This window comes from Lacinutrix sp. (genome assembly GCF_023299985.1).
Classification (GTDB): Bacteria; Bacteroidota; Bacteroidia; order Flavobacteriales; family Flavobacteriaceae; genus Lacinutrix.
The window spans coordinates 1-5,673 of record NZ_JALZVX010000161.1 but is presented as its reverse complement, the minus strand read 5'-3'; the positions used below and the strand labels follow the sequence as shown (position 1 = coordinate 5,673).

Annotated in this window: 6 protein-coding genes and 1 pseudogene; 6 read left to right on the top strand and 1 reads right to left on the bottom strand. The window is 31.1% G+C overall.

The features are described 5' to 3' along the window. The 4 genes from Q0C58_RS08930 to Q0C58_RS08915 form a co-directional block, all read left to right on the top strand. Positions 1 to 681, top strand: a 681-nt coding sequence (locus Q0C58_RS08930; protein WP_290700280.1) for an ATP-binding cassette domain-containing protein, incomplete at its 5' end; no start/stop codon positions are given. Between the two features lie 315 nt (positions 682 to 996). Continuing rightward, a complete protein-coding gene (locus Q0C58_RS08925; protein ID WP_290700277.1) occupies positions 997 to 1,539 on the top strand; it encodes an RNA polymerase sigma factor in 543 nt (180 codons plus the stop codon). Positions 1,540 to 1,605: 66 nt separating this feature from the next. Beyond that, positions 1,606 to 2,082 (top strand): hypothetical protein, encoded by a 477-nt coding sequence (locus tag Q0C58_RS08920; RefSeq protein WP_290700275.1) that lies wholly within the window; start codon positions 1,606 to 1,608, stop codon positions 2,080 to 2,082. 54 nt (positions 2,083 to 2,136) lie between these two features. After that, positions 2,137 to 2,583: a sensor of ECF-type sigma factor gene (locus Q0C58_RS08915; RefSeq protein WP_290700273.1), complete on the top strand. Its 447-nt coding sequence runs from the start codon at positions 2,137 to 2,139 to the stop codon at positions 2,581 to 2,583. A gap of 48 nt (positions 2,584 to 2,631) precedes the next feature. Here Q0C58_RS08915 and Q0C58_RS08910 read toward each other — a convergent pair whose 3' ends face one another. Then, entirely contained in the window at positions 2,632 to 3,693 is a 1,062-nt protein-coding gene (locus Q0C58_RS08910; RefSeq protein ID WP_290700271.1) for an oxidoreductase, read from the bottom strand. A gap of 438 nt (positions 3,694 to 4,131) precedes the next feature. Here Q0C58_RS08910 and Q0C58_RS08905 point away from each other — a divergent pair, with 438 nt between their 5' ends. Together Q0C58_RS08905 and Q0C58_RS08900 are read left to right on the top strand one after the other, a co-directional pair. Next, positions 4,132 to 5,352 carry a methyltransferase domain-containing protein gene (locus tag Q0C58_RS08905; protein ID WP_290700269.1) on the top strand — a complete coding sequence of 407 codons (1,221 nt, stop codon included), beginning with the start codon at positions 4,132 to 4,134 and terminating at the stop codon, positions 5,350 to 5,352. A 13-nt stretch (positions 5,353 to 5,365) separates the two neighbouring features. After that, a pseudogene (locus Q0C58_RS08900) lies at positions 5,366 to 5,673 on the top strand (endonuclease I); the annotation flags it as partial.

Genomic DNA, 5,673 nt, shown 5'->3' with positions numbered 1-5,673 from the left:
GATTTAGTCCTTAAAAACTTTACAGTAGACGTAGACAAAGGAAAAACAATAGCTTTAGTTGGGCAATCTGGTAGTGGAAAAAGTACTATTGCAAACCTTGTTACTCGCTTTTACGATGTCAACCAAGGTAGTATTACTATAGATGGAGAAAACATAAAAGGCCTTACCAAAAACTCGCTTCGCAGCTTAATGGGCTTAGTAACCCAAGACTCTATATTGTTTAATGATACTGTAAAAAATAATGTTTTAATTGGAAAACAGGATGCCACAGACTCGCAAGTAATTGAAGCCCTTAAAATTGCAAACGCTTGGGAATTTGTAAAAGATTTACCAAAAGGCATAGAAACAAATGTTGGAGATTCTGGTAATAAATTATCTGGCGGACAAAAACAACGCTTAAGCATTGCAAGAGCTGTTTTAAAAAATCCTCCAATCATGATTTTAGACGAAGCTACCTCAGCATTAGATACAGAAAGCGAACGTTTGGTGCAAGTTGCACTAGAAAACATGATGAAAAACAGAACCTCTATAGTTATTGCACATAGACTGTCTACCATACAAAACGCAGACAGCATTATAGTAATGCATAAAGGAGAAATAGCAGAGCAAGGCAAGCACAACGAGCTTATTGCTGCTAATGGAATTTATAAAAAGTTAGTAGATATGCAAAGCTTTGAATAGATTAAAAGACAATAAATACTAAATAAAAAAAAGGATAAACATTATGTTTATCCTTTTTTGTTCAATGTCTAGATTTGGGGCTCTAAAACATAAGTATTAATCATGCTGTAAATTTATATTAAAAAAAACTACCAACCAAATATTTATGTATTTAATCGATTAAAAGCATCTTTTAATCGTGTTTTATATTGAATAGTAATGGAGATAAAACACGCTTTACGCAAAAATAAAGCTTCATTTTTATTCCTTTTAAAAGAAATTTACATTTACTTTAAACCAAAGTAAAATCTAAGAGTCTAAAAGAAAACAATCTAAGTGAATACAGAAACAGAACTTATAACACAACTACAAGCTAAAGGCAACAAAGATGCTGCTTTTAGAGAACTTGTAACGCAATATAAAGAGCGACTGTATTGGCATATTAGAGGTATTGTAAAATCTCATGACGACGCAGACGATGTCCTTCAAAATACATTTATAAAAGTGTACAGAAGCATAGATGGTTTTAAAGGCGAAAGCAAACTGTATTCTTGGCTCTATAGAATTGCTACAAACGAATCGATTACACTTATTAATAAAAATGCTAAACGCTTACAAGTTACAAATGAAGAAGTTCAAGATTTAGCACTTAACAACATGGAATCTGATGTTTATTTTGAAGGTGATGCCATTCAATTAAAGCTACAAAAGGCTATTGCAACACTTCCGAAAAAACAACAATTAGTTTTTAATATGAAATACTTTCAGGATATTAAATATAAAGATATGGCTGAAATATTGGATACAAGCGAAGGTGCTTTAAAAGCGTCTTACCATATTGCAGTAAAGAAAATTGAAGCCTATTTAACTAAAGATTAAACCATTTAACAAAATTATAGTCTTAATACTAAACAAAAGAGATTTCCGGTGATTCGGAAAATAAACATGACAAACAAAAACTTACATAACATTAAAAATTCAGGATTTAAGGTGCCTCAAAATTATTTTGAAGGACTTGAAGATTCAATTTTAGCTGAAGCTAAACTTAAGAGTATCGTTAACGATTCTGGTTTTAAAACACCAGAAGGTTATTTAGATAATTTTGAAGTTTTAATTAAAAAAGAAACTAAAGTAATTTCTATTTTTTCTAGAAAAAATATACTTGCAGTTTCTAGTATTGCTGCTGCATTAGTCTTGTTTTTTAGTTTAAATCTTTTTAATAATTCAACTTTATCAATTAATGATTTAGAGACAACAACTGTAGATAATTATATTTTAGATGAAACCGAAATTGGTGATTTAACGTCGCTGTTTCAAGACATAGAATTAAACGAAAATCAATTTATAGATTACTCAATTAGTGATGAAACATTAGACAGCTATTTAGAAACTGATGATTTTAACGACTTATATTCTGAATAAAAAACTTAAGTCGCTAACACATTTTTACAGAATTAAAAATATAAACGAACAAAAATGAAAACATTATTTATACCAATTATAGCTTTACTACTAACGGTTAATGCATATGCTCAAAAACCAAGTAAAGAAAAAATGAAAGCCTTAAAAGTGGCGCATATTACAGAGCAACTAGATTTAACAGCAAAAGAAGCACAAGCCTTTTGGCCTATTTATAATGCTAATGAAGACAAGCTTGAAAAATTAAAAACAGAATCTGTTAAAAGGCGTAAAGAAAAAAAACCTGAAAATTTGTCTGAGATTGAAGCAAAATCTCTTTTACTTGAAATGGTTTCTATTGAAAAACAAAAATGCGAATTAGATGAACAACATTTAATAAATCTATTAAAAGTTCTACCAGCAAAAAAGATAATTGCATTACATCAAGCCAATCGTTCTTTTAGACGCAAAATGATCGACGAGTTTAAACAAAGGCATCGAGGAGAAAAAAACAAAAAAAAATAATTAAAAAGAGCAGCCATTGGCTGCTCTTTTTAATTACAAATATATTGTTTACCTAAAAGTAAGCTTAGCTATTCTCTTATTTCCTGCAGCATAAGCAACACTATCGTTTACAAAACGTAAGGTATAAAAACCTTCATCGCTTAAATGTTTCCAGTGTTCTCCAGCATCGCTAGAATAATCTATGCCTTTAAAACCAATAGCAACTAACTCTTTAGCTTCTCTTCCTGGAATATATTGTACACAACTTCTATAACCTGGACTTTGGTTTTGTGCTACTAATTGCCATGTTTTTCCGCCATCTTTTGTTTTTATTTTATTTGCAGTGCTGTCTGCTGCTTTTGTATAATCTCCACCAATGGCAAAACCGTTTTTTTCGTCGTAAAAATCTAAGGAGTATATTCCTGTTGTTTCCTTTCCTTGCACAATTGGTGTGTTAAAAACATCCCAAGTTTTACCTTTATCTGGTGAGAATAATATTCTACTTGCCTTTCCTCCTGTTGCTACCCAAGTTTTATCACCAATTATAGCAATATTAGTATCGCTTGCTGCAAAAGCTGCTTCGCCTTCTTTGGCTTTTGGTAATATATCGCAAGATAATTTGTTCCATGTATTTCCACCATCTCTTGTAATAATTACACTTAAACAATCGTCTGTTGGGTCACCAATTGCTATACCTTCTTTATCGTTCCAGAAGTCTATAGCATCGTAGAAAGCTTTTTCGTGGTTTTCTTGGTAGACTATCGAAGTGGAATCCTCTCCAATTTTATATAAATATGCTGGGCTTTCTATTGAAAGTGCAAAACCTGCATCTTTAGTACTTGCAAAAGCTCTAAAATTCAGTTTTTCTTTATCTTCATCAATCTCAACTGGATAAATAACTTCTCCTTCGTCAATCATTCCTCCTTTTCCAGTTGAAGAAAGGAAAAATAATCCTTTATAGCCTTCAACCAATTCCATAGCCCTAACATTCAAAGTAGAATCTTTCAACAACAAACCAATTTCAACTTCAGTAAAATCACGTGGTATAAAAATATTTTCTTTTTTCTCTTCATCTTTCTTACAAGAGACTATTAAAAGTGCAACACAAAATAATATTAGAATTTGTTTCATCTGTTTTTAATATTTCTATAAAAGTAAAAAAGCTTCACGACATAATCGCAAAGCTTTTCAAAAGAAACTAATCAAAAAAACTATTAAACTTCTTTTTTTAATATTTCTATATGTCTTATTAATCGTTTTACATCTAAAGCAATAGTACCATTATAAACACCTCTAATATAACCTTGTTTATCTATTAAAATAAAATTCTCGGTATGTACAAACTCACTTTCATCTTCTGTTTTTTTTTTAAATCTTCATCTGCAAAATAACCGTTTCTTGCTATGCTATAAACAACACGGTAATATAATTAGATTACTGTATTGTTAATATTAGCAAAAGGTTTAAATGTAAAGTTTAAACACCAAATTATTCTATATAAAACAGTACCTTTGCAAGCCGAATTAACTATCATAACAACTTGATTTTTAATCCGCTTAAATATTGATAATGAGATTACACAGAAATTTATGTTTTGCAACCGTTGATGGTTTATTACAAATCTTCAACGAAGGCATGTATGCTGATAAAGTTGTACAAATGCTTTTAAAGCGTGATAAGCGTTGGGGAAGTAGAGATCGCGGTTTTGTAGCAGAAACCACTTACGATATTGTACGTTGGAAACGCTTATATGCTGAAATAGCAGAAGTAAAAGAACCTTTTTCTCGTGATGACATTTGGCGTTTATTCGCTGTTTGGGCTACATTAAAAGGGATAAAACTTCCTGACTGGAAGTATTTTGAAGGCACACCAACTAGAAAAATTAAAGGTCGTTTTGATGAGCTTTCTAAAATTAGAAAAATTAAAGAATCTTTTCCAGACTGGATGGATGAATTAGTTGCTAAAGAATTAGGAGAAGCTATTTGGAACAAAGAGGCCGTTGCTTTAAACCTGCAAGCAGATGTTATTTTAAGAGTAAACACACTTAAAACAACTAAAGAACAACTAAAAACAGAACTTTTTGATTTAGACATTGAGACCGAAGAAATAAAAGGTCATCCAAGTGCTTTAAAATTAGCCGAACGTGGTAATGTTTTTATTACAGATGCCTTTAAAAAAGGTTTTTTTGAAGTACAAGACGCTAATTCTCAACTAGTTTCAGAATTTGCAGATGTAAAAGCTGGAATGAAAGTTGTAGATACTTGTGCAGGTGCAGGAGGAAAAACACTTCATTTAGCTGCTTTAATGGAAAATAAAGGGCAATTAATTGCAATGGATATTTATGAAAATAAATTGAAAGAATTAAAACGTCGCGCAAAACGTGCTGGTGCTCATAATATAGAAATGAAAGTAATTGACTCTACAAAGCCAATTAAAAAACTACACGATAAAGCAGACAGAGTTATAATTGATGCGCCATGTTCTGGTTTAGGTGTTTTACGTAGAAATCCTGGTGCAAAATGGAAAATGCAACCAGAATTTATTGAAAAAATAAAGAAGACACAAGCTGAAATTTTAAGCTCGTATTCAAAAATGGTAAAACCAGGCGGAAAATTAGTGTATGCTACTTGCTCTATTTTACCATCAGAAAACCAGGAACAAGTTAACATTTTTTTGGCAACAGAAAATGGAAAAAACTTTACTTTTATAAAAGACAAAAAAATACTAAGTCATAAATCTGGATTTGATGGATTTTATATGGCTTTATTAGAAAAAAAGACTTCAGATTAAATTATTAGTTATTATGAAACACCTATACTTTACCTTAACTTTTTTATTGACTTCTTTTTTGGCTTCAGCTCAGGTTCCTGCTGGATATTACAATAGCGTTAACACCACTGGCTTTGCACTAAAAACACAGTTAAAAGGTATTATTTCTAATGGACATACAGCTAGCACTTACGGTCAACTTTATGATGGTGATGGCATAACAGGCTCTCAAGGTTATGTAGATACACATTCAGACACAAACGTAACAGGAGGTACAAACTATGAAAACGATGGAACAATTTTAGATATGTATTCTGAAAACCCTTCAGGTACAGATCCATA